This is a genomic window from Desulfocurvus sp., from assembly GCF_023230885.1.
Lineage (GTDB): Bacteria > Desulfobacterota > Desulfovibrionia > Desulfovibrionales > Desulfovibrionaceae > Desulfocurvus.
Genome location: NZ_JALNWM010000008.1, coordinates 1 through 20,016, shown reverse-complemented (window position 1 = coordinate 20,016; position 20,016 = coordinate 1). Strand labels below are relative to the sequence as shown.

16 protein-coding genes are annotated in these 20,016 nt (G+C 70.2%); 10 read left to right on the top strand and 6 right to left on the bottom strand.

Annotated features, from left to right (window positions below; translation table 11 throughout):
• The first annotated feature begins 153 nt into the window (after nucleotides 1-153).
• The 6 genes from acs (at nucleotide 154) to M0P34_RS01230 (ending at nucleotide 7,643) form a co-directional block, all read left to right on the top strand.
• Nucleotides 154-2,139, top strand: a complete 1,986-nt coding sequence (gene acs, locus M0P34_RS01255; protein WP_291495507.1) for an acetate--CoA ligase — start codon at nucleotides 154-156, stop codon at nucleotides 2,137-2,139.
• 285 nt (nucleotides 2,140-2,424) lie between these two features.
• Complete coding sequence (locus M0P34_RS01250) at nucleotides 2,425-3,396, top strand: sugar-binding transcriptional regulator (RefSeq protein ID WP_291495505.1); 972 nt, start codon at nucleotides 2,425-2,427, stop codon at nucleotides 3,394-3,396.
• The gene (locus tag M0P34_RS01245; protein WP_291495503.1) at nucleotides 3,393-4,484 is read left to right on the top strand and encodes an ABC transporter ATP-binding protein; all 1,092 of its coding nucleotides are present in this window, start codon (nucleotides 3,393-3,395) and stop codon (nucleotides 4,482-4,484) included. The genes M0P34_RS01250 and M0P34_RS01245 overlap by 4 nt, the downstream gene beginning before the upstream one ends.
• Before the next feature lie 106 nt (nucleotides 4,485-4,590).
• A complete protein-coding gene (locus tag M0P34_RS01240; RefSeq protein WP_291495501.1) occupies nucleotides 4,591-5,889 on the top strand; it encodes an ABC transporter substrate-binding protein in 1,299 nt (432 codons plus the stop codon).
• Between the two features lie 50 nt (nucleotides 5,890-5,939).
• Complete coding sequence (locus M0P34_RS01235) at nucleotides 5,940-6,824, top strand: sugar ABC transporter permease (protein ID WP_291495499.1); 885 nt, start codon at nucleotides 5,940-5,942, stop codon at nucleotides 6,822-6,824.
• Between the two features lie 6 nt (nucleotides 6,825-6,830).
• Complete coding sequence (locus M0P34_RS01230) at nucleotides 6,831-7,643, top strand: carbohydrate ABC transporter permease (protein ID WP_291495497.1); 813 nt, start codon at nucleotides 6,831-6,833, stop codon at nucleotides 7,641-7,643.
• Nucleotides 7,644-7,722: 79 nt separating this feature from the next.
• On the opposite strand, the gene M0P34_RS01225 is transcribed toward M0P34_RS01230, so the two are convergent.
• A complete protein-coding gene (locus tag M0P34_RS01225) occupies nucleotides 7,723-8,310 on the bottom strand; it encodes a DJ-1/PfpI family protein (protein WP_291495495.1) in 588 nt (195 codons plus the stop codon).
• A 286-nt stretch (nucleotides 8,311-8,596) separates the two neighbouring features.
• Here M0P34_RS01225 and M0P34_RS01220 point away from each other — a divergent pair, with 286 nt between their 5' ends.
• Complete coding sequence (locus tag M0P34_RS01220; protein ID WP_291495493.1) at nucleotides 8,597-10,846, top strand: vitamin B12-dependent ribonucleotide reductase; 2,250 nt, start codon at nucleotides 8,597-8,599, stop codon at nucleotides 10,844-10,846.
• 103 nt (nucleotides 10,847-10,949) lie between these two features.
• Here M0P34_RS01220 and M0P34_RS01215 read toward each other — a convergent pair whose 3' ends face one another.
• The 4 genes from M0P34_RS01215 to dctP are packed head-to-tail and all read right to left on the bottom strand — an operon-like array spanning nucleotide 10,950 to nucleotide 14,571.
• Nucleotides 10,950-11,723 (bottom strand): M15 family metallopeptidase, encoded by a 774-nt coding sequence (locus M0P34_RS01215; protein WP_291495491.1) that lies wholly within the window; start codon nucleotides 11,721-11,723, stop codon nucleotides 10,950-10,952.
• 49 nt (nucleotides 11,724-11,772) lie between these two features.
• Nucleotides 11,773-13,056 carry a TRAP transporter large permease gene (locus M0P34_RS01210; protein WP_291495489.1) on the bottom strand — a complete coding sequence of 428 codons (1,284 nt, stop codon included), beginning with the start codon at nucleotides 13,054-13,056 and terminating at the stop codon, nucleotides 11,773-11,775.
• Nucleotides 13,053-13,562 carry a TRAP transporter small permease gene (locus M0P34_RS01205; RefSeq protein ID WP_291495487.1) on the bottom strand — a complete coding sequence of 170 codons (510 nt, stop codon included), beginning with the start codon at nucleotides 13,560-13,562 and terminating at the stop codon, nucleotides 13,053-13,055. The genes M0P34_RS01210 and M0P34_RS01205 overlap by 4 nt, the downstream gene beginning before the upstream one ends.
• A 1-nt stretch (nucleotide 13,563) precedes the next feature.
• Nucleotides 13,564-14,571, bottom strand: a complete 1,008-nt coding sequence (dctP, locus tag M0P34_RS01200; protein WP_291495485.1) for a TRAP transporter substrate-binding protein DctP — start codon at nucleotides 14,569-14,571, stop codon at nucleotides 13,564-13,566.
• Nucleotides 14,572-14,812: 241 nt separating this feature from the next.
• Between dctP and M0P34_RS01195 the strand changes: the two genes are divergently transcribed.
• Nucleotides 14,813-15,586 (top strand): helix-turn-helix domain-containing protein, encoded by a 774-nt coding sequence (locus M0P34_RS01195; protein ID WP_291495483.1) that lies wholly within the window; start codon nucleotides 14,813-14,815, stop codon nucleotides 15,584-15,586.
• A 111-nt stretch (nucleotides 15,587-15,697) separates the two neighbouring features.
• Here the strand turns inward: M0P34_RS01195 and ftsY are convergent, their stop codons facing one another.
• On the bottom strand, nucleotides 15,698-17,089 hold the full coding sequence (gene ftsY / locus M0P34_RS01190; protein WP_291495481.1) for a signal recognition particle-docking protein FtsY: 1,392 nt from the start codon (nucleotides 17,087-17,089) through the stop codon (nucleotides 15,698-15,700).
• A gap of 200 nt (nucleotides 17,090-17,289) precedes the next feature.
• Here ftsY and M0P34_RS01185 point away from each other — a divergent pair, with 200 nt between their 5' ends.
• Entirely contained in the window at nucleotides 17,290-17,787 is a 498-nt protein-coding gene (locus M0P34_RS01185; RefSeq protein ID WP_291495479.1) for a YbaK/EbsC family protein, read from the top strand.
• Nucleotides 17,788-17,811: 24 nt separating this feature from the next.
• Nucleotides 17,812-19,206: an asparagine--tRNA ligase gene (asnS, locus tag M0P34_RS01180; RefSeq protein ID WP_291495519.1), complete on the top strand. Its 1,395-nt coding sequence runs from the start codon at nucleotides 17,812-17,814 to the stop codon at nucleotides 19,204-19,206.
• The last annotated feature ends 810 nt before the right edge of the window (nucleotides 19,207-20,016 follow it).

The following is a 20,016-nucleotide window of genomic DNA, read 5'->3' as shown; positions in this document are numbered from 1 at the left end:
AATCATGCCGTTTACCAAAAAATAGTGCCCGCCGGAATTTGCAAGGCCTAGGAAAGCTGGTGTACTCCGGAAGGCGGCGCCACGCGTCGCGCGGCCAGGGGGGCCGCGCCGGGAGGACCGCCTCCGCCGCAAGGACAACCAAGGGAGCAGGTGATGAGCGAAGAGAGAATCGAAAGCGTGATGCACGAAACGCGGCTTTTCCAGCCCCCGGCGGAACACCGGGACAGGGCCCACGTCCAGGGCATGGAGCAGTACCGCGAGCTGTACCGCCGGTCCATGGAGGACCCCGAGGGCTTCTGGGCCGGGCGGGCGCGGGAGCTGGTCTCCTGGTTCCGCGAGCCCACGCGGATCATGGATTGCGACCTGAACAAGCCCGAGGTCGCCTGGTTCGCCGACGGCACCCTGAACGTGGCCCACAACTGCCTGGACCGCCACCTGGAGAACGGGCGGCGCAACAAGGCGGCCATCATCTGGCAGGGCGAGCCCGACGGCGAGGTGCGCGTCTACACCTACCAGATGCTGCACACCGAGGTGAACCGCTTCGCCGCCGTGCTGAAGAAGCTGGGCGTGCGCCGGGGCGACTGCGTGTCGCTGTACCTGCCCATGATTCCCGAGCTGGCCGTCGCCATGCTGGCCTGCGCGCGCATCGGGGCCATGCATTCCATCGTGTTCGCCGGGTTCTCGGCCATGAGCCTGCAAAACCGCGTGCAGGACTGCGAGGCCAAGGTGCTGGTCACGGCGGACGCCGTGCTGCGCGCCGGGCGGACCATCCCCCTCAAGCCCAACGCGGACGAGGCCCTGGCGGCCTGCCCCAGCGTGGAGAAGTGCGTCGTGGTGCGCCGCGCGGGCAACGACGTGGCCATGACCGAGGGCCGCGACCTGTGGTGGCACGAGGAGATGGCCGCGCCCGACGTGCAGGGCTTCGTGGCGCCCGAGGCCATGGGCGCCGAGGACCCGCTGTTCATCCTCTACACCTCGGGCTCCACGGGCAAGCCCAAGGGCGTGATGCACACCACCGGCGGCTACCTGACCTACGTCGCCTCGACCATGCAGTACGTCTTCGACCTGCACGACGACGACGTGTACTGGTGCACGGCGGACATCGGCTGGGTCACGGGGCACAGCTATATCGTCTACGGCCCCCTGGCCCTGGGCGGCACCTCGCTGATGTTCGAGGGCGTGCCCAGCTATCCCGCGCCGGACCGCTTCTGGCAGGTGGTGGAGAAGTTCAAGGTCAACATTTTCTATACGGCGCCCACGGTCATCCGCGCGCTGATGCGCGAGGGCGTGGACTGGACCACCCGGCGCGACCTCTCCAGCCTGCGCGTGCTGGGGTCGGTGGGCGAGCCCATCAACCCCGAGGCCTGGATGTGGTACCATGAGCACATCGGCAAGGGCCGCCTGCCCATCGTGGACACCTGGTGGCAGACCGAGACCGGCGGCATCCTCATCTCGGCCATGCCCTACGCCACGCCCCTGAAGCCCGGCTCGGCGACCCTGCCCCTGCCGGGGGTGGACGCCGCGGTGGTCGACGCCGAGGGCGGCGAGGTGCCCCCGGGCACCGGCGGCAACCTGGTGGTGCGCAAGCCCTGGCCGGGCATGCTGCGCGGGGTTTTCCGCAACCCCGAGCGCTACCGCTCGACCTACTTCGAGCGCTTCCCGGGCATGTACGAATCCGGCGACGGCGCGCGGCGCGACGAGGACGGCTACTTCTGGGTCATGGGCCGGCTGGACGACGTGATCAACGTTTCGGGCCACCGCATGGGCACCGCCGAGATCGAGTCGGCGCTGGTGGCGCACCCCAAGGTGGCCGAGGCGGCGGTGGTGGGCATGCCCCACGACATCAAGGGCGAGTCCATCTACGCCTATGTGACCCTGTCCGCCGGGCTGGAGGGTTCGCCGGAGCTGGCCGCGGAGCTGCGCTCCTGGGTGCGCAAGGAGATTGGGCCCATCGCCTCGCCGGAGGTCATCCAGTTCGCCGAGGGCCTGCCCAAGACCCGCTCGGGCAAGATCATGCGCCGCGTGCTGCGCAAGATCGCGGCCGGCATCTTCGACCAGTTCGGCGACACCTCGACCCTCGCCGACGCCACGGTGGTCGACGACCTCATCGACGGCTACCACGAGATCCGCGGCAAGTAGGCCGCACGGGCAAAGGGCCGCGACGGCGGGCCGGGGGCGCGGGCTCCCGGCCCGCCTTGCGTTGCGCCAGCCAAAGACAAATGTTTTTGCAAAGTACAATAGTGCGGGGCTCCCCGCCCCGGGCGCGCCGGGGGGCGGGCCTTGTCCGGCGCAGGATTACGCGGAGTTTACGGTAATGTGGCATTCCCGTGCCAGCGGGGGGTGGAATGAAGTTAACCCTTGCGCGGGGCTCAGAATCCTATACAGTTGCCGCAAAAAAGTGACAGAAGTCACGCGAGGGGGGCCATGGGCGGGGAGATGGACAGGCTGGACGAGCTGCAGGCGCGCATCGCCTGGGCCTACTACAAGGAGGGCCAGACCCAGGCGGGCATCGCCGAGCGCTACGGGCTGACCCGGGCCCGGGTCAACCGCCTGCTCCAGGAGGCCCGCGAGACGGGGCTCGTGCAGATCTCGGTCAACTCCCGGCTGGCCTCGTGCGTGGAGCTGGAGTGGCGGTTGCAGGAGTCTTTCGGCCTGGCCCGGGCCATGGTGGTGCCCACCCCGGCCCGCGAGCGCCAGCTCTACGAGGCCGTGGGCGAGGCCGCCGCGGCCTGGGTGGGCGAGCGCCTGCGCGACGGCCAGTCCCTGGGCCTTGGCTGGGGCAAGACCCTGGGCGCCAGCGTGGGCGCGCTCTCGCGCCGCCCCCAGGGCGACATCACCGTGGTCTCGCTTTTCGGCGGGCTGCCCCACAGCAACACCACCAACCCCTACGACATCGCCTCGCGCTATGCGCGCAGGCTCGGCGCGGCGCACTGCTACTACATCGCCGCGCCCATGTACGCCGACTCCCCGGCCACCCGCGCCACCCTGGTGGGCCAGCCCATGTTCACCCGCGTCTACGAGCGTGCCGCCGAGGTGGACATGGCCCTGGTGGGCGTGGGCGACCTCACCGCGCGTTCGACCAACGTCGCCCTGGGCGCCCTGAGCCACGAGCAGTGGCACTCCCTGCTGGAGGCGGGCGCCGTGGGCGAGCTGTTCGGCCATTTCCTGGACGCGGCGGGCAACCCGGTGGACCACCCCCTGAACCGCTGCTTCACCGGCCCGTCCCTGGACCGCCTGCGGGCCATCCCCATCACCATTGCCGCCTCGGGCGGCATGCAGAAGACGGCCATCCTGCGCGCCGTGCTCCTTGGCCGGTACCTGACCGTGCTGGCCACCGACGAGCAGACCGCCGCCGCCCTGCTGGAGCAAGGAACCATCGAGGAACATACCCCATGAGCGAACCGAGTGCCTCCGAATGCCGGGGCGTGGGCATCAGCCTGCGCTCCGTGACCAAGATCTTCGGCGCCTTCACCGCCGTGAACGACGTGTCCCTGGACATCGCCCCGGGCGAGTTCCTGGTCATCCTCGGGCCGTCGGGCTGCGGCAAGTCGACCCTGCTGCGGCTGGTCGCCGGGCTGGAATCCGTGACCTCGGGCAGCATGCTCATGGGCGGCGCGGACATCACGGCCCTGCCGCCCGCCGACCGGCGCCTGTCCATGGTCTTCCAGTCCTATGCCCTGTTCCCGCACCTGTCGGTGCGCGAGAACATCGTCTTCGGCCTGCGCCTGCGCAAGCGCGGCGCCCAGGAGGTGGCCGAGCGCCTGGAGATCGCCTCGCGCCTGCTGGGCCTGGGCGAGCTTCTGGACCGCAAGCCCTCGGAACTGTCGGGCGGCCAGCAGCAGCGCGTGGCCCTGGGCCGGGCCATCGTCTCCAAGAAGCCCGTGTGCCTCATGGACGAGCCGCTCTCCAACCTCGACGCCAAGCTGCGCAACTCCATGCGCCGCGAGATCCACGCCCTGCAACGCACCCTGGGCATCACCATGATCTATGTGACCCACGACCAGGTGGAGGCCATGACCATGGCCGACCGGGTGGCCCTGCTGGACGGCGGGCGGCTGGTGCAGCACGCCACCCCGGCGGAGCTGTATTCCCGGCCGCAGACGGTGTTCGCCGCGCGCTTCATCGGCACCCCGCCCATGAACCTCGTGCCGCTGCACGAGGCCGAGGGCGGCGCGGCCCTGGAGCCGGGCGGGGCGGTGGTGCTGCCCGGCGTGCCGGGCAAGGGCGTGCTTTTGGGCGTGCGCCCCGAGGACATCGTCCTGGCCCCGGGCGGCCTGCCCGCGCGGGTGCTGGACACGGAGTTCCTGGGCGCCGACCTGCTGGCGCGCTGCGCCCTGGCCGGGGGCGAGGTGCTGGTCCGCCTGCCGGGCAAGCGCGAGGTGGCCGGGGGCGACGGGGTGCGGCTTGTGCTGCCGCCGCAGGCGCTGCACTTTTTCGACGCCGCCAGCGGCAGGCGGCGCGACGATATCCTTTGCGGGGCCTGAGCCCGCAAGCGGCAGAGGAAAAAACGCGCCCGGCGGACGGCACCGCCGGATACGCCAAGGGTCTCTCCACACCGCGAGCACATCGCAAGACGCAAGGAGCGCTACCATGAAATCCGTATTCCGCAAGGCGGCCCTGGCCGGGGTCCTGGTCCTGGCCGTGGCCCTGTGCCTGCCCGGCCTGTCCCGGGCCAAGGACATCGAGCTGACCATGTACTACCCCGTGTCCGTGGGCGGGCCCATCACGGGCATCATCGACGGCATGATCGGCCAGTTCCAGGCCGAGAACCCGGGCATCAAGGTCAAGGCCGTGTACGCGGGCAACTACGACGACACGCGCGTCAAGGCCCTGGCCGCCCTCAAGGCGGGCGAGCCCGTGCAGCTCTCCGTGCTGTTCTCCATCGACGTGTTCGACCTCATGGACGAGGACGTGGTGGTGCCCTTCGACGAGCTGGTCGCCAGCGACGCCGACCGCCAGTGGATGCAGTCCTTCTACCCGGCGCTGATGCAAAACGGCATGGTCGACGGCAAGACCTACGGCATCCCCTTCCAGCGCTCGACCATCGTCATGTACTACAACAAGGACGCCTTCCGCGAGGTGGGCCTGGACCCCGAGACCCCCCCGGCCACCTGGGACGAGATGGTCGAGATGGGCAAGAAGCTGACCAAGCGTGACGCATCGGGCAAGGTGGAGCGCTGGGGCGTGAGCATCCCCTCCACCGGCTACCCCTATTGGATGTTCGGCGCCCTGGCCATGCAGAACGGCCAGGAGCTGATGAACGACAAGGGCGACGCGACCATGTTCGACGCCCCGGCCTGCGTGGAGGCCCTGCAATTCTGGCGCGACCTGGGCGCCAAGCACCAGGTCATGGCCGAGGGCACCATCGACTGGGGCACCCTGCGCCAGAAATTCCTGGAGGGCGCCACGGCCATGATGTGGCACACCACCGGCAACCTGACCCCGGTGCGCAACGGCGCCTCCTTCGAATTCGGCGTGGCCATGCTGCCCGCCGCCAAGCGCCGCGGCAGCCCCACCGGCGGCGGCAACTTCTATGTGTTCAAGCAGGCGACCCCCGAGGAGCGTCAGGCGGCCCTGACCTTCATCAAGTGGATGACCGCCCCCGAGCGCACCGCCGCGTGGTCCATGCAGACCGGCTATGTGGCCACCCGCCCCGACGCCTACGAGACCCAGACCCTGCGCCAGTATGTGCAGGAGTTCCCCCCGGCCGCCGTGGCCCGCGACCAGTTCCAGTTCGCCACCGCCGAGTTCTCCACCCACGAGACCGCGCGGGTGAAGAAGTTCCTGGACGACGCCCTCCAGGCCGTGCTCACCGGCCAGAAGGAGCCCGCCCAGGCCCTGGCCGAAGCCCAGAAGGGCGCCGAGCGCGTGCTCAAGGCCTACCGCTAAACGGACAAACCGGAGCGGGGCGGAGCCATCCGCCCCGCCCTTCGAGCGCCATGACCCGGATATCCAGGACCCCGCAATGGCTTTACGGCTGGCTGCTGCTGCTGCCCTCGGCGGTGCTGCTCATCGCGTTCACGCACTATCCCATCGTGCGCACGCTCTACAACAGCTTCTTCACCACCCCGCGCGGCAGGATCCCGGCCCGCTTCATCGGCCTGGAGAACTACCAGGCCCTGCTGCACGACGAGATATTCCTGCGCGTGCTGGTCAACAACTTCCTGTTCGCCCTGGGCACCATCCCCGCCAGCGTGGGCCTCGCGCTGCTCATGGCCGTGTGGGTCAACGGCACCCTGCCCGGGCGCGCCCTGGCGCGCACGAGCTTCTTCACGCCCACCGTGCTGCCTATGGTGGCGGTGGCCAACATCTGGCTGTTCTTCTACACCCCGCAGGTCGGCATCCTGGAAAAGATGCTCGCCCCGTTCGGCATCCACGGGGTGAACTGGCTGGGCGACCCCTCCACGGTGTTGTGGTGCCTGGCGGTGATGGCCGTGTGGAAGGAGGCCGGGTTCTTCATGATCTTCTACCTCGCCGCGCTTCAGGGCGTCCCGCCGGACCTCACCGAGGCCGCGCGCATCGAGGGCGCGGGTCGCTGGTACTGCTTCCGGCGCATCACCTGGCCCCTGCTCATGCCCACGACCATCTTCGTGCTGCTCAACGCGACCATCAACTGCTTCAAGCTGGTGGACCACTTGTTCATCATGACCAAGGGCGGGCCGGACAACGCCTCGTCGCTTTTGCTCTACTACATCTATGAAACGGCCTTCGCCTACTGGGACACGGCCTACGCCAGCACGTTGACCGTGGTCCTGCTCGGGCTTTTGGCCCTGACGGCCCTGGTCCAGTTCCTGTATCTCGAACGCCGGGCGCACTACAGGTAGGCGACCATGAACGACCGCATCACCCGCATTCTCGAAACCCTGGCCTGCTGGACCCTGGCCCTGCTGTGGGCCGGGCCGCTGCTGTTCGCCCTGTGGGCCGCGTTCCACGGCCAGGAATACCTGACGCGCCTGGACCCCACCGCGCCCCTGACCCTGGACAACTTCGCCCAGGCCTGGGCCACGGCGCCCTTTGCGCGCTACTACCTGAACACCCTGGCCTACACCCTGTGCACCCTGGCCGGGCAGTTCGTGCTGTGTACCCTGGCGGCCTACGCGTTCGCGCGCTTCCGCTTCCCGGGGCGCGACGTGGCCTTCATGCTCGTCCTGGTGCAGCTCATGATCATGCCCGACCAGCTCATCGTGGAGAACTACCAGATCATGAGCGCCCTGGGGCTGGTGGACACCATCGCGGGCATCTCCCTGCCCTATGTGGCCTCGGCCTTCGGCATCTTCCTGCTGCGCCAGACCTTCAAGCAGGTGCCCGTGGAGCTGGAGGAGGCCGCCCTGGTGGAGGGCGCAAGCCGCCTGCAGGTGCTGACCAAGGTCTACATCCCCCTGGGCCGGCCCACCTACCTGGCCTACGGGCTGGTGTCCGTGTCCTACCACTGGAACAACTTCCTGTGGCCCATCGTCATCACCAACTCCGTGACCACCCGCCCGCTCACCGTGGGCCTGGCCATCTTCGGGGCCCCGGAGTCCGGGGTCCACTTCCCGATCATCTCGGCGGGCACGCTCATCGCCGTGGCTCCGCTGCTGCTGGCCTTCCTGCTCTTCCAGCGCCAGTTCGTGCAGAGCTTCATGCGCGCGGGCATCAAGTAGCCGCGGCCCCGCAAACGCGCGGCGGCCCGGGGATTCGCTCCCCGGGCCGCCGTGTTTTTGTGTGCGCCGCGGGCGCGGCCTACGGCTCGATGGTCGAGCCAAGGACCTTGAGGAACGCGCGCATCCACTCGGGGTGCGCGGGCCAGGCCGGGCCGGTGACCAGCACGCCGTCCACAACGGCGTTGGAGGCCGTGGCGTTGGGCTCCACCCAGGTGCCGCCCGCGCGTTCCACGTCGGGGCGCACCGCCGGGTAGGCCGTGCAGGCCTTGCCGCCCAGCACGTCGGCGGCGACCAGGACCTGCTGGCCGTGGCAGACGGCCGCCACGGGTTTGCCCGCCCCGGCCATGGCCCGCACGATGGCGATGACCCTGGCGTCCAGGCGGATGTACTCCGGCGCGCGCCCGCCCGGGATCACCAGCGCGTCGTAGGCCGCCGGGTCCACGGCGTCGAAGTCCGCGTTCAGGGTGAAGTTGTGCCCGGGCTTCTCCGTGTAGGTCTGGTGGCCCTCGAAATCGTGGATCGCCGTGGCCACCTGCTCCCCGGCCTTCTTGCCCGGGCAGACGGCGTGCACCTCGTGGCCGACCATGGTCAGCATCTGGAAGGGGACCATGACCTCGTAGTCCTCCACGAAGTCACCGACGAGCATGAGGATTCTCTTCACAGCCATGACGTGTCTCCTTGTTTTTTGGGGAACCGGTCCGGCTGCGATCATACACGCGCGGCCCGCCCCTGCCCACCCCCGCCCGGGGGGGCGCCGGGGGGGCGGGTGCAACTTTTTTCGCCTTGCCCCGCCCGGACTTCCGTGCCCTTTGGCCGGCCGGGGCGCGTTGGCGCTGGATTTCAGGCGCCGGGTACGGTAGTCTTTTTCCAGAGCATGCCCCGGCGCCCGCGACCTGGCGGGCAGCCTTTTTTCAAGCCGATATAACACCTTACAGATGAAGGACCAGCCAGGAATGTTCAATCCCGACATGCCCCCCACGCTCATGCAGGTCAAGGTCGGCAAGAACGCCGAGACCGTGCTGCGCAAGCGCTACTACCGCAAGGACGGCGACGGAAAGCCCACCGAGAACGCCACCACCATGTTCTGGCGCGTGGCCGCCGCCATCGCCCAGGAGGAGGCCAAGTACGAGAAGTCCACCATCGGCGTGGAAAAGCTCGCCCGCGAGTTCTTCGACCTGATGACGGAGTTCAAGTTCCTGCCCAACTCGCCCACGCTGATGAACGCGGGCACGGGCCTGGGGCAGCTGGCGGCCTGCTTCGTGCTGCCCGTGGGCGACTCCATGGAGGAGATCTTCGACGCCGTGAAGAACGCCGCCATGATCCACAAGTCCGGCGGCGGCACGGGGTTCTCCTTCTCGCGGCTGCGGCCTCACGCCGCGCGGGTCGGCTCCACGGGCGGCGTGGCCTCCGGGCCCATCTCCTTCCTGCGCATCTTCAACACCGCCACCGAGCAGGTGAAGCAGGGCGGCACGCGGCGCGGCGCCAACATGGGCATCCTGCGCGTGGACCATCCCGACATCATCGACTTCATCCGCGCCAAGGAGCGCGACGGCGAGCTGAACAACTTCAACCTCTCCGTGGCCCTGACCGAGCGGTTCATGCAGGCCGTGGAGAAGGACGAGGAGTACGAGCTGGTGGCCCCGCACACCCGCGAGGTCAAAAAGCGCCTGCCCGCCCGCGAGGTCTTCAATCTGCTGGTGCAAAAGGCCTGGGAGTCCGGCGACCCGGGGATCATCTTCCTGGACCGCATCAACCGCGACAACCCCACCCCCGACCAGGGCGAGATCGAGTCCACCAACCCCTGCGGCGAGCAGCCGCTTTTGCCCTACGAGGCCTGCAACCTGGGCTCCATCAACCTGGCCCTGATGTACGCCAAGGGCCAGGACCACGACGTGGACTGGAAGGAGCTGCGCCGGGTGACGCACCTGGCCGTGCGCTTCCTGGACAACGTCATCGACGCCAGCCGCTACCCCCTGGAGCTGATCACCGAGACGGTGCAGCGCAACCGCAAGATCGGCCTCGGGGTCATGGGCTTCGCGGACCTGCTCTTCCGCCTGGGCGTGCCCTACGATTCCCAGGAGGCCCTGACCCTGGCCGAGCGGCTCATGAAGTTCATAAACGACGAGTCCAAGGCGGCCTCCAAGCAGCTGGCCAAGGAGCGCGGCGCCTTCCCGGCCTGGAAGTCCTCCACCTACGGCCAGCGCAACCTGGGCCCCTACCGCAACGCCACCACCACGACCATCGCGCCCACGGGCACCCTGTCCATCATCGCGGGCTGCTCCTCGGGGGTGGAGCCGCTGTTCGCCCTGTCCTTCTCGCGCCATGTCATGGACGGCGAAAAGCTTGTGGAGTCCAACCCCTATTTCGAGCAGGCGCTGAAGGACGCGGGGGCCTGGTCCGAAACCCTGATGGAGGAGGTGGCCCGCACGGGCCGCGTCGGGCAGGTCGAGCATCTGCCCGAGTCCCTGCGCCGGGTGTTCGTCACGGCCATGGAGATCGGCCCCCAGTGGCACCTCAAGATGCAGGCCGCCTTCCAGCGCCATACGGACAACGCCGTGTCCAAGACCGTGAACCTCCCGGGCTCGGCCACCCAGCAGGACATCTTCGACATCTATTGGATGGCCTACGAGACGGGGTGCAAGGGCGTGACCGTGTATCGCGACGGCTGCAAGGCCGCCCAGGTGCTGTGCACCGGCGAGGGCGCCGCGGCCCAGGCGGAAAAGGGCGCCGCCGCCGCCAAGATGGTCCGCAGCCGCCCCGACGTGATCTACGGCTTCACCCAGAAGATCGAGACCGGCCTGGGCACCATGTACCTGACGGTCAACGAGGTGGACGGCAAGCCCTTCGAGGTCTTCGCCACCATCGGCAAGTCGGGCCGCTCCATCACCGCCAAGGCCGAGGCCATCGGGCGGCTGGTGTCCCTGGCGCTGCGCTCGGGGGTTTCGGTGCGCGAGATCGTGGGCCAGCTCAAGGGCATCGGCGGCGAGCACCCCGTGTTCCGCAAGAAGGGCATGATCATGTCCATCCCCGACGCCATCGCCTGGGTCTTCGAGCAGCGCTACATGGGCGGCGCCACGCCGGAGCCGCGCGCGGGCGCGGGCAACGACCTGGCCGCCCCGCGCTGCCCCGAGTGCGGCAAGGACCTGCTCTTCCAGGAGGGCTGCTTCATCTGCGCCGAATGCGGCTATACCAAGTGCGGCTGAGTGCCGCCGCGCGGGGGGGATGCCCTTCGCGCGGGCGGGCAAAGGCCGGGGGCGGACGCTGGTCCGCCCCCGGCCTTGTCTTTGGCGGGGAGGGGGGCCGGGCTCAGGGCGCGGGCGCGCCCGCGGCCAGGGTGGCGAAGGGGTTCAGGTCCGGCGCGGCCACGCCGTAGCGCGCCTCGTCGCGGCCCGTCAGCAGCGCCCAGCGCTGGGTTCCGTATTCGAAATGCCACCACTCGGCGTGGTAGTTCACGAATCCGGCCTGGGCCATGACGTGGTGCAGCAGGCGGCGGTTGACCAGGGCCTCGCGCTGGCGTTCGTCCAGGGTTTCGCCAGCCTCCAGGCGCTCCTCGAAGTGCCGGGTGAAGGACACCGGCCCCGGGTAGTCGAAGGCCGCGCCGAACCACAGGGGCGCGCCCGCCACGGAGGCCAGGGCCAGGTCCACGGCCCCGCCGGTGACGTGGGGCGAGGGCCGGTCGGGAGTCACGCTGGGCAGGGCCACGAAGCGCCCGGTCATCTCGTCCAGCCCGGCGGCGTCGGCCTCGGGATGGGCCCGGGCCAGGGCCGCGCGGCACTGGTCGTACAGCGCGGTCTGCACGCGCACCCCGCGCCAGGCGTCGAGGATCACCAGCCGCAGGAAGGGCGGCAGCAGGGCCTGGGCGGCCCACAGCCGCTTTTGGACCTCCTCGCGGGCGTAGCATTCGGGCAGCGCGCCGGGAATGCCCGCCGCGTGGTAGGCCGGGCGAACGAGGATGCGCTCCGGCGCCAGGGACAGGGGCACCAGGGGCTGGCCGCACTCGCGCAGGGGCACCTGGTGGACCCGGCCCCACGAGGGGGCCGGGGCGGGCGCGATGGGCGGCGCGTCTTTGGGATGGATCACGGGCGGCTCCGCAAAGGCTTCGGTTGGCGGCTTCGCCTCGGGCCCGGGGCTAGTAGCCCAGGGTCCGCGGCAGCCACAGCGATATGGACGGCACCAGGATCAGCGCCAGCTGGCAGGCCAGGGCCACCAGCACGAAGGGCCAGATGTGGCGGAACATCTTCTCCAGGGACACGTTGCCCACCGAGGAGACGATGTACACGCACGCGCCCATGGGCGGGGTGATCAGCGCGATGGTGATGTTCAGGGTCATGACGATGCCGAAGTGCAGCGGGTCGATGCCCGCGGCGCTGGCCAGGGGCGCGAAGACCGGCGTCAGCAGCACCAGCGCGGCGATTTCCTCCATGAACATGCCGACCACGAAGATGATGGCGCTGATGAGCAGCAGGACCGTGGTCGGCGTGGTGGCGAATTCGAGGATGGCCGGGGCCAGGGTCTGGGGCACGCGCTCGGCGGCCAGGATCCAGCCCACGATGGTCGCCGCGCCCATGACCACGAAGATCACGCTGGTCAGGCGCACGGTGTTGGACAGGGCGCGCAGGATGCCCGCGAGGGTCAGCTCGCGCGTCCAGAGCAGGCCCACCAGCAGCACATACAGGCTGGCCACGGCGCCCGATTCCGTGGGCGTCATGAAGCCGAACAGGATGCCGCCGATGATGATGGCCGGGGCGATGAGGGCCGCCACGGCTCCGCCCGTGGCGCGCAGCAGCTGCGCGGTGGAAAAGCGCGTGTTCACCCGCGGCAGCTTCAGCCGGGCGGCGCTGACGCGGTGCATGAGCATGAAGGCCACGGCCAGCAGCAGCCCCGGAACCACCCCGGCCATGAACAGCGCGCCCACGTTGGTCTTGGTCATGGACCCGAACAGGATCATGAAGATGCTCGGGGGGATGATGGGGCCGATGAGCGAGCTGCCCGCCGTGAGCCCGGCGGCGTAGGAGCCGGGGTAGCCGCCCTTTTTCATGGCCGGGATCATGATCGAGCCCACGGCCGAGGCATCGGCCGCCGCCGAGCCGTTGACCCCGGCGAAGATGACGCTGGCCACCACGGTGACGTAGCCCAGCCCGCCGCGCAGGTGCCCGACCAGGGCCTCGGCGAAGCGCAGCAGCCGCGAGGTGAGCCCCGCGCAGCCCATCAGCTCCCCGGCCAGGATGAAGTAGGGGATGGCCAGCAGGGAGAAGGGCTCCATGCCGCCGTAGAACTGCTGGACCATGATCCGCAGCTGCGAAAGCTCGCCCACATGCAGGAAGCCCGCCAGGGCCGTGGCCAGCATGGCCGTGAACAGCGGCAGGCCCGTGAGCAGCATGATGAAGAAAACCGCCAGCAGGACGAGGCTCATGGCGCACCTCCCGGGTCTTTTTGCGCCCCGGCGCCGGGCGGGGGCACGCACAGCCCCAGGCCGAACTCCACGAGCATGAGCACCATGCCCACAGGCACGGCCAGAAGGGGCACAGTCTTTTTGATGCCCAGGGTCATGATGGTCAGGGCCTGCATCTTGGCCGCGTACTGGAAGCCCAGCACGGCCATGAGCCCCAGCAGGAAGACGAAGATCGCCCGGCGCACCCAGATCACCAGCGCCCGGCGCCCCGGGGGCAGCCGGTCGGCCAGCATGGTGATGGCCATGTGCTCGCCGCGCTTGAGGGCCGGGGCGGCGGCGAGCATGACCATCCAGACCAGGGTGATCTTGGCCACGTCGGTGGTCCAGACCGGGGGGCGGAAAAAGCGCGAGAAGACCCCGAGCATCACCGCCGCCAGGTTGGCGACGAGGAGCGCCCCCGCCCCGAAAAGGCAGAGGCGCTCCAGCACGTCGGAAGCCGTCTGGCAGGTGCGGGCCAGGCGGCCCATCTTACTTGGCCTCGGCGTTGGCCTTGGCGGCCTCTTCCAGGGCCTGGTCGATCCACTGCTGGTCGATGCGCGCCTTGAGCCAGTCGACATAGGAGGGGCTGCCGAGTTCCTTGAACTGGGCCATCTCGGCGGCGGTGGGCGTGTAGACGGTCATGCCCTTGGAGGCCAGGAACTCCACGCGCTGATCCACCTGGGACTCCACGAACTCGCGGGTCATGGCGTTGGCCTTGCGCGCGGCCTCGCGCACGGCCTTTTGCTGCTCGGGGCTCAGGGAGTCGAGCAGGGCCGCGTTGATGAGCAGGAACTGGTCGGAGTACTGCACGTTGGCCAGGGTCAGGTGCTTCTGGACCTCGTAGAGGCTGCCCATGATGATGTAGGTCGGGGGGTTCATCTGGCCGTGGGCCACGCCGGTCTTCAGGGCGAGGTAGACCTCGGTCCAGGGGATGGGCGTACCGGCGGCGCCGAAGGCCTCGTACATGGCCACCTGGCTGGCGTCCATGGCCCGGAAGGTCAGGCCCTTGAAGTCGGCGGGCGAGTGGATGGGCTGGTTGCAGGTAAAGGCGATGAAGCCGCCTTCCTCGACGACCTCAAGCAGCTCGATGCCCGTGCGCTCGCGCAGGGTGGCGCGGATCTTGTCCATGAAGGGGCTGCCGTCGAAAAAGATGTGCGCGGCCTTGTAGCTGTCGAACAGGAAGGGGATGTTGGTGGCGAACATCTCGGGCAGCACGGTCTCGATGCCGCCGTAGGAGGCCACGTTGATGACCGGATCGCTCATGGTCTGTTCCATGCGCTGCTCTTCGCTGCCCAGCTGGCTGTTGGGGAAGAGCTGGATCTCCAGCGCGCCCGCGGTGGCCTCCTCCACCTGGGCCTTGAAGTGGGTGGCGAAGTAGTGCACGGCGTTGTCGTTGTCGTCCGGCGGCCCGTTGTAGCTCATCTTCACCGACGTGGCGGCCAGTGCCGCGGCGGGCAGGGCCAGGACGAGAAGGCAGATAAGGGCGATGCGTTTCATGGTCTTCCTCTCTTGCCGTTGGGGTTGCCCGGCGGCTGCTTCCGCCGGGCGCGGACGAAGTATTGACATGCAATACTTAGTATCTATATATAATTGATAGGCCGCCTCCCGGTCAAGGGGGACGGCCCGGATTGGAGATGAAATAATCACGGAAATGCACTACAAGGCAGGGCCGGGTCCGGCGCCGCGACGGGCGGCCCCGGGCCCGGGCCGCGGTCCGCAACGTCACGGGGGGGCAGACATGGCGCAAGGCGACAGGCAACGCGAGGACCCGCTGTTTGTGGCCTCCCTGGGCAGGGCCGTGCGCATCCTGGAGGCCTTCGACCGGGGTACGCGCAGCCTCGGGCTGGCCGAGCTGGCGGAGCAGACCGGCCTGAACCGCAGCGCGGTCCAGCGCTTCCTGCACACCTGGGAGCAGCTCGGCTACCTGTCCAAGGATCCCGCCACCCGCCGCTTCAGCCTGACCCCGCGGGTCATGGCCCTGGGCTACAACTACCTGCGCGGCAACCGCCTGGTGGAGGCGGCCACGCCCTACCTGCTGGAGGCCCGCACGCGCACGGGCAACTCCGTGTACCTCGGTGCGCTCTACGACACCGAGGTCATCTACCTGGTGCGCCTGCCCCAGCGTTTCCTGCTGTTCGAGAGCACCCTGCCCGGGCGGCGCATCCCGGCCTTCTGCGGGGCGCGGGCCATCCTGTCGCGCCTGCCCGCCGCCAGGGTCGACGACATCCTGGCCCGCTCGGCCCATGTGCCCATCACCCCGCACACCGTGGTGGACCCCGCGCGCAACCGCGCGCTCATCGAGCGCACCCGCGAGCTGGGCTACTGCGTCTCGGTCCAGGAGTTCCTCGTGGGCGAGATTGCCGTGTCCGCGCCGGTGGTGGGCTCCCGGGGCGAGCCCCTGGCCGCCGTGTACATCAGCGCCAAATACGCCGAATGGGACGAGGAGCGCGTGGCCCGCGAGCTGGCGCCCATCGCCCTGGAGACGGCGGGGGCCATCGGCGCGCAGTTCTAGGCGGCGCACCGCCGGGCCGCCAACGGACGGCGCCCCGGGCTCGTGGAGCCCGGGGCGCCGCGTCCATATATTAAGGATATGCGCCGGTGCCGGGGCGGCCCGGCGCGCGGGTCAGGCCGAGCCCAGCAGGGCGGCGGCGAAGTCGCGGCCGTTGAAGGGCCGCAGGTCCTCCATCTTCTCGCCCAGGCCCACGAAGGTGATGGGCACGCCGAATTGCAGGGCAATGGCCACCACCACCCCGCCCTTGGCCGTGCCGTCCAGCTTGGTCAGCACGATCTCGTCCACCCCGGCGGCCTCGGAGAACAGCCTTGTCTGCGACAGGGCGTTCTGCCCGGTGGTGGCGTCGAGGACGAGGATGGAGCGGTGGGGCGCGCCGGGGTGCTTCTTGCCCAGCACGGCGCGGATTTTCTTCAGCTCTTCCATGAGGTTGGTCTTGGTGTGCAGGCGCCCGGCGGTGTCCACGAAAAGGATGTCGTAGCCCTCGCGCACGGCCTTGTCCACGGCCTCGAAGGCCACGGCGGCGGGGTCCGCGCCCTCGCCCTTGCCGTAGAAGCCCGCACCCACGCGCCCGGCCCAGACCTGGAGCTGCTCCATGGCCGCCGCGCGGAAGGTGTCGCCCGCCGCCACCAGCACCTTGCGCCCCTGCATCTGGGCCCGGTGGGCCAGCTTGGCGATGGTGGTGGTCTTGCCCACGCCGTTGACGCCGATGACCAGCACGACCTCGGGCGGGTTCACGGCGCTGATGCGCCGGGGGGTCTTGAACAGCCCGGCCAGCTCCTCGGCCAGGAAGCCCTTGAAGGCCGCCGGGTCGGTGCTGTCGGCCTTGCGGGCCCGGGCCTGGAGCCGGGCCGTCAGGTCGCGCGCGGCCTCGTAGCCCACGTCGGCCATGATCAGGATTTCCTCCAGCTCCTCCCAGAAGCCCTCGTCCATGACCTTATGGTCCGAAAGCAGGCCGTCGATGCGCTGGGTGATGCGCTCGCGGGTCTTTTCCAGGCCCTCGGAGAGCTTGAGCAGCAGCCGCGAGCGCTCGTCCTCCTCGTCCTCCAGGTCCAGGGCCAGGGCCAGGCGGTATTGCAGCTCCGAGCGGAACTCCTCCACGCGCTCGTACTCCATGGCCTCCAGCCAGGCCGAGAAGCGCGCGTTGAAGTCGCGGGCCTCGGCCTCGGGGGCGCCCAGGGCGCGGAAGAGGAACTCCAGGCGCTCCCAGAGTTGCGGGCCTTTTTCCGTCACGCCCTGGAGGGCCAGGGCCAGCCATTGCGACAGGCGCGGCTCGGCGGCACGCAGGGCCAGGGTCAGCTCGCGCTGCCAGGGCGCGTCGGCGGTGACGGCGGCCTCCTGAGGGGCGGGCGCGGCTGCGGCCGGGGCCTGCGCGTCGGCCAGCGCCCCGGGGGCGGGCGCGGCGCCGGTCGCCTCGGAGCCCGGCGCGCAGGCCGGGGCCTCGGGGCCCGGAGCGGCGTCCCCGTCCTTCTTGGACCAGAACTTCAGTTTGCTGAAAAAGCCCATGACGTGCGTGCTCCCGGGTTGGGGGCCTCCCTGGGGAGGCGTGGGGGGGCGGCCCGCCGGGCGGAGGTGGCGGTTCGCCGCAAAATCGGATACAGCCTGACCGGGCGCGCGGCGCATGGGCCGCCGGGCGCGTCGGACAGGGATACTTTGCGCAGATGCCCGCCCGCGTCAAGTGCGGCGCGCCGGGCCGGGGAGGGACCGTGGACCAGAGCCAGACCGGGGAACTGAGCGCCAGCGCCGCCCGCGTGCAGCGGGCCCTGGCGGATTGCGGGCTTGAGCTGCGGGTCATGGAGATGCCCGCAGCCACGCGCACGGCGGCCCAGGCCGCCGCCGTCGTCGGCTGCGAGGTGGCCCAGATCGCCAAGTCCATCGTCTTTCGTGCGCCGCGCAGCGCCCGCCACGTCCTGGTGGTCGCCAGCGGGGCCAACCGGGTGGACACGGCCAAGGTCCGCACGCTTCTGGGCGAGCCCCTGGAAAAGGCCGACGCGGCCTTCGTGCGCGAGATGACGGGCTACGTCATCGGCGGGGTGCCGCCCCTGGGGCACGCCCGCCAGCCCGTGACCTTCCTGGACCGCGACCTGTTGCGCCACGAGGCCGTCTGGGCCGCCGCCGGCACGCCAAACGCCCTGTTCCGCCTGACCCCGGGCGAACTGGAGCGCGCCTGCGGCGGCACGGTGGCCGACGTGGCCGAGGACTGAGACATGCAAGCAAGCGAGGACCGCATGAGCAACCGCATCAGGATCAAGGCCGCCCTGGCGGCCACGGCGCCCGCACGGGGCGTGCGCGTCTGCGGCTGGGTGCGCACCCGGCGCGAAGGCAAGGGCTTCGCCTTTTTGGAGATCAACGACGGCTCCTGCCTGGCCAACCTCCAGGCCGTGGTGGACGAGGGGCTGCCCGGCTGGGAGGACATGCCCCGCGCGGGCACCGGCGCCGCCGTGGAGGTTTCGGGCGACCTGGTGGAATCTCCGGGCAAGGGCCAGCGCTGGGAGCTGCGCGCCACGGCCATGCGCCTTGTGGGCGAGGCCGACCCCGAGCGCTACCCCCTGCAGAAGAAGCGCCACAGCGACGAGTTCCTGCGCACCATCGCGCACCTGCGCCCGCGCACCAACAAGTTCGGCGCCCTGTTCCGCATCCGCTCCGAGGCCGCCCAGGCCGTGCACGACTTCTTCCGCCAGCGCGGCTTCTCCTGGGTCCACGCGCCGATCATCACCGGCTCGGACTGCGAAGGCGCGGGCGAGATGTTCCGCGTGACGACCCTGGACCCCTACGCGGGCAAGGCCCAGGCCCCGGACGACGACTTCTTCGGCAAGCCCGCCTCGCTGACGGTGTCCGGCCAGCTGGCGGCGGAGATATTCGCCTGCTCCCTGGGCGACGTGTACACCTTCGGCCCCACCTTCCGCGCCGAGAATTCCAACACCCCGCGCCACGCCGCCGAGTTCTGGATGGTCGAGCCGGAAATGGCCTTCGCCGACCTGACCGACAACATGGACCTGGGCGAGGCGTTCCTCAAGTTCCTGGTGGCCCAGCTGCGCGAGCGCTGCGCCGAGGACCTGGCCCTCTTCACCACCTGGGTGGACAAGGGCCTGGCCGCCACCCTGGACACCATCCTGGACGGCCCCTTTGCCCGCGTGTCCTACACCGAGGCCGTGGCCCTGCTGGAGAAGAACGCCACCACCGCCAAGGGCGCCCAGCGTTTCGAATACCCCGTGTCCTGGGGCCTGGACCTGCAGACCGAGCACGAGCGCTTCCTGAGCGAGGAGGTCTTCAAGCGTCCGGTCATCGTCTATGATTATCCTAAGGATATAAAGGCGTTCTATATGCGCCAGAACGAAGACGGGCGCACCGTGGCGGCCATGGACGTGCTGGTGCCGCGCGTGGGCGAGATCATCGGCGGCAGCCAGCGCGAGGAGCGCGCCGACGTGCTGGCCGCGCGCATCCGCGAGCTTGGCCTGCCCGAAGAGGAATACTGGTGGTACATGGAGCTGCGCCGCTACGGCAGCGTACCGCACTCCGGCTTCGGCATGGGCTTCGAGCGGCTGCTGATGATGGTCACGGGCGTGACCAACATCCGCGACGTGGTTCCCTGCCCGCGTACGCCCCGGCACCTGGAGTTCTAGCCAGGCCGGGCCCGGCCCGGCCCCGTTCGGCTTTCGGCGGGCCGCCGCCCCGGGATTCGTCCGGGCGCGGCGGCCCGCTTCGGCTTCGGCCCCGTCCGGCCCGGAGGGGGCGGGGGGGCGGGGCCGCCAGGAACGGCATCCGGCCCCGGCGCCCGTGCCTGGCGGCGCACTTCGCGCCCCGTGTCCGGGCCTGACCCCGCGCCAGCGCCCGGCCCGGGCGCTGAACCCCGCGTCGCGCCGCCCCGCTCTCGCTCCGGCCTCGGCCTGACCCGGCCCTTCTGTGCGGCCCGCGCCCGCGCCCCCGGGCATGGCCCACGTCCTGCATCCGCCTGTGCCCGGTGGCCGCGCCCTGGGCGCGCCAGGAATTCGTCGGCCTGGCGGGCCCCGTCGGCCTCGCTCCTGCGCCCGGAGGCGACCGCCGAACCTGGGCGCGGCAACCAGATCCCGCCCGCCTTGCGCCCCGGCCGGAAGCGACCGGCCACGCCGAAGCCCGCACGACTGCGCGCACTGCCCGGCCCGCCCCGTGCCCGGGCGGTCCGCCGCCCGCCGTATGTCGCGCTTTGGCCCGGGGCTGGCGCTGCCCGCTGCCCGTCGCCGGAGGGCCCTATTCCGGCCCGTGCACGGGGGCCCGGGCCGACGGCCGTGCGACCGGGGGCCCCCGGTGGGCCCCGCGCCCTGCCTCCCGTGCCGCCTGTGGCCCGGGGGAGGGGAGCTCCGGCAGGCGGTCGCCGCGCCTGCCGCCCTTCCTTCCTGCCACCGCGCGCCCCTTGCCGCCTGCCGCCCCCATCCGCGTCCCCCTGCCACTTCCTC